Source organism: Microcoleus sp. BROC3, assembly GCF_036702515.1.
Classification (GTDB): Bacteria; Cyanobacteriota; Cyanobacteriia; order Cyanobacteriales; family Microcoleaceae; genus Microcoleus.
Genome location: NZ_JAUBTQ010000129.1, coordinates 1 through 4,381 on the forward strand (window position 1 = coordinate 1; position 4,381 = coordinate 4,381).

4 protein-coding genes are annotated in these 4,381 nt (G+C 45.6%); all 4 read left to right on the forward strand.

All coding sequences use genetic code 11. The features are described 5' to 3' along the window. The coding region (locus tag QUB30_RS32930; protein ID WP_333342428.1) for a response regulator at positions 1 to 234 on the forward strand (234 nt) is incomplete at its 5' end. A gap of 179 nt (positions 235 to 413) precedes the next feature. Further along, complete coding sequence (locus QUB30_RS32935; protein WP_333342430.1) at positions 414 to 1,241, forward strand: protein-glutamate O-methyltransferase CheR; 828 nt, start codon at positions 414 to 416, stop codon at positions 1,239 to 1,241. Then, positions 1,195 to 1,920: a chemotaxis protein CheB gene (locus QUB30_RS32940; RefSeq protein ID WP_333342432.1), complete on the forward strand. Its 726-nt coding sequence runs from the start codon at positions 1,195 to 1,197 to the stop codon at positions 1,918 to 1,920. The genes QUB30_RS32935 and QUB30_RS32940 overlap by 47 nt, the downstream gene beginning before the upstream one ends. A gap of 7 nt (positions 1,921 to 1,927) precedes the next feature. After that, on the forward strand, positions 1,928 to 3,997 hold the full coding sequence (locus QUB30_RS32945; RefSeq protein WP_333342434.1) for a response regulator: 2,070 nt from the start codon (positions 1,928 to 1,930) through the stop codon (positions 3,995 to 3,997). The last annotated feature ends 384 nt before the right edge of the window (positions 3,998 to 4,381 follow it).

The following is a 4,381-nucleotide window of genomic DNA, read 5'->3' on the forward strand; positions in this document are numbered from 1 at the left end:
GACATAAATATTGTGTTGATGGACGTGATGATGCCAGAGATGGACGGTTACGAAACAATGCAAGCAATTCGTAATATGCCTCAATTCGCTTCGCTGCCAATGATTGCTCTTACTGCTAAAGCGATGAAGGGCGATCGGGAAAAATGTATCGAAGCTGGTGCGTCTGACTACATTACCAAACCAGTTGATACGGAACAGTTGCTCTCGCTGCTGCGTGTCTGGCTTTATCGATAATGAAGTCAGTTGTCAGTTGGCAGTTGACTGTTGGCAGTTGTTAGTTATTAGTTGTCAACAGTCAGCAGTCAACAGTCAACAGTCAACTGTCAGCAGTCATCAGTCATCAGTCAACAGTCAACAGTCAACAGTTAACAGTCAACAGTCAACAATGTCCAATAACCAATTACTAATTAAAAATGCCCGAAAGCCATGAACTGGAAACAATCGAAATTCAACTCCTACTAGAGGGAATGTTTCGCTATTACGGATTTGATTTTCGCAATTATGCTCTTGCCTCTCTCAAGCGCCGTATTTGGAACACTATTCGCTCGGAACGGCTCACCACTGTCTCTGCACTTCAGGAAAAGGTACTTCACAATCCTGCTTACCTAGACCGTTTACTGCTGGACATTTCTGTCAATGTAACGGCGATGTTTCGCGATCCCAGCTTTTACATTAGTTTCAGAAATAAAGTGGTGCCGGTGCTGCGTACTTATCCTTTTATTCGGATTTGGCACGCTGGATGTTCAACGGGAGAAGAAGTCTATTCTATGGCAATCTTGCTGCAAGAAGAAGGACTGTATGACCGCTGTCGGATTTACGCTACGGACATGAATGAATTAGTTTTGAAAACAGCCAAAACTGGGATATTCCCGGTGAAACAAATGAAAGAATATACGCAACTCTACCACCAAGCGGGGGGGAAGAAAGCGTTTTCTGAGTATTACACTGCTGCCTATGAAAATGCGATTTTTCGCTCTTCACTTAAAGATAATATTGTCTTTGCTCACCACAACCTAGCAACGGATAATTCTTTTAATGAATTTAATGTTATTTTATGCCGTAATGTGATGATTTATTTCAATTCACACCTCCAACAGCGGGTACACAAGCTTTTTTATGAGAGCCTGGGAATGTTTGGGGTTTTAGGACTAGGACATCAGGAGTCTCTGACTTTTACACCTTATGAAAAATACTATGAACCAATTGAAAGTAGTGATAAACTCTACCGAAGAATTAAATAAAAAAAATTTTGAAATAGTGGTTGTGGGCACGTCTTTGGGAGGGCTAGAGGCTCTGACTGTACTGCTGGCAGATTTGCCACAAAGCTTTCCTTTGCCTGTAGTTATTGTCCAACACCGCCATAAGAGTTCTCAGAATAGGCTTACTTATTTTTTACAAAAGCAAAGCTCTCTCCAAATCACAGAGGCCCAAGACAAAGAGCAGATCGCACCGGGACGGGTTTACTTGGCTCCTGCTGACTATCACTTGCTAATAGAATCGCCCTCTGAGGAGGAGTCTAGCTTGTATGAAAACGACTTTACAGAATGGGGGAGCGTGGCAGTGGAGTCAATCCATAATTCAAAATCCCCAATCCCCAATCGCGGAACTCCTAAATTTGCACTATCAACTGAGGCTCCTGTGTGCTACGCGCGGCCCTCAATCGATGTGCTGTTTGAGTCTGCTGCGGATGCCTTTGGGGAGAAAGTTATCGGCATAATTTTAACGGGAGCTAATTCGGATGGCACTAAAGGGCTGGCAAAAATTAAGGCTGAGGGAGGATTGACATTTGTGGAGGAACCGGCTTCAGCTCTATGCCCGACCATGCCCGCGTCCGCGATCGCAAATGTTGAAGTAGACTGGATTTTACCCCTCTCTAAAATCGCTCCGTGTTTAGTCAACTTGCTAAGAATTAAAGATTAAAAAATTTATGAATCTGCAGCGCCCCGATCGAGTAAATGTCCTTTTAGTTGACGATCGCCCAGAAAATTTGGTGGCTCTAGAAGCTATCCTCAACAGCCCCTCTTATAATCTAGTACAAGCTAATTCGGGCGCAGAGGCTCTGAGATGTCTGCTTAATGAAGATTTTGCGGTAATTTTGCTTGACGTGCAGATGCCGGGAATGGATGGATTTGAGACAGCAACAATGATTCGCTCAAGAGATCGATCGCGATCGACTCCGATTATTTTTATCACAGCATTCAGCAGTAATGACACCCACGTATTTAAAGGTTATTCTCTGGGTGCGGTCGATTACCTCTTCAAACCTTTGGAACCAGAAATATTGACATCAAAGGTCGCGGTATTTGTGGAATTGTTCCAAAAAACAGCCGAGGTGAAGCGGCAAGCAACAGAGTTAGCTGCTGTTAATAGTGAACTAAGCAAAAGTGAAGAGCGGTTTCGCACTTTGTGTGCTTGTTCGCCACTGGGAATTTACTTAGCTGACGTTGAAGGCCGGTGTACTTACATCAACCCCCGCTGTCAAGCGATTTGCGGGTTAAGTTTGGAGGAAAGTTTGGCTTCTGTTTGGCAGCGGGAAGTTCATCCAGAAGATCGCGATCGTGTAGTAGCAGATTGGTTAGCTTGGATTAAAGAAGGGCAGGAATATTCTAACGAGTTTCGATTAGCTTCTCACGAAAATGTGCGTTGGATTCACGTGCAGTCGTCGCCAATGTTTTCTGATTTGGGAAAACTGATCGGTCACGTTGGGACGGTTAGAGATGTCACAGACCGCAAGCAAGCAGAGGAAGAACGCGGCAGACTAATCCGCGAACAAGTGGCGCGCCAAGAAGCTGAGAGAGCTAACCGGATGAAGGATGAATTTCTCGCTATTCTCTCTCACGAACTCCGTACTCCTTTAAATGCAATTCTTGGCTGGTCTAGGCTGCTTCGGGCCAAAACATTTGACCGAGACACTATTGATAAAGCCCTAGAAACAATAGAGCGCAATGCTAAATCTCAAGCGCAACTCATTGAAGATATTTTAGATGTTTCCCGGATTCTGCGCGGAAAACTAAATTTAAATAAGCATCGGATTCAGTTGGAATATGTGATTGAGATGGCAATTGATTCTCTGCGACCGCTAGCTGAAGCAAAATCAATTGCAATAGAATTGGAATGCAGCCCAAATATCGGTAAAGTTGTAGGCGATAGCGATCGCTTGCAGCAAATTGTCTGGAATTTGCTTTCAAATGCGATTAAGTTTACTCCTGAAGAGGGTAAAGTAAAGGTGCAGTTGGAGTTAGTTGGCGACCAGGCGCAAATTCAGATAATTGATAGCGGAATTGGTATCGAGCCTGATTTTCTGCCTTATGTTTTCGATCGCTTCCGCCAAGCTGATAGCAGCACAAGTAGGTCTTACGGGGGTTTGGGACTGGGATTGGCGATCGTCCGTCACTTGGTGGAACAGCACGGTGGTAAGGTGGGCGCAGAGAATAATACGGGCGAGGGTGCGAAATTTACGGTTTCTCTGCCAGTTGCTGAGGAGAACGGGCAAGGTGCAGGGGATGATTGGTGCCCGCTCAATGACGCGACAGAGGCTCTCCCAACTCTTGCTAATTTGCAATTGCTGGTGGTGGATGATGACGATGACACGCGGGAGTTTTTGATTACTTTACTGGAACAGGAAGGAGCTATGGTGCGATCGGCGGCATCGGTGGCCGCGGCTCTAGCTGTACTGGAGAGTTATTGGCCGGATGTGCTGCTGAGCGACATTGGAATGCCGCAAGCAGACGGCTATGAGTTGATCGCGCGGGTGAGAGAAATGGAAGCGCTGCGTGGTGGATATCTGCCTGCGATCGCCCTGACGGCCTACGCCAGAGAGGAAGAGCGCCAGCAAGCGCTCGAAGCTGGTTTCCAGATGCACTTATCTAAACCCGTTGAGATAACTCAGTTAATTGCAGGAATTGCTAACCTGACAGGAATGCTAGGAAATCCCGCTCCAACTCACATCTTGCACGATCCTCAAGAACAGGCAAGATGCCTGTTCCACAAAGATTAGATTTTATTGTGGGGAGTAGGGGTTGGGCATCCTGCCTGCCCGTGAAGGCTGATTGACAATGGCGATCTTCGGTGATTTCTAACGGACTCGGCGGTTGAAACCGCTTTGTTGACCCCCCAATCCCGTGCCGATTAATGAGAAAAATATTAAGCTAGCTTAAAGGACAAGCGATCGACAGTTCGGAACAAGACACTCGTTTTTCCACAAAAAAGTGGATATTTGCCGTTTTTTTGCTTCAATCTGCCGTCAAAGTACAAAATTACCCGCCAATCAATACATGAATATTTTTAGCAGTCTGCTTTCTAGCCCAACTCAAGCACCCCAAGTCAAAAAACAGCGTCGAGGCATTGAAATTAAGTCGGAACGCGAAATCGAAATTATGCG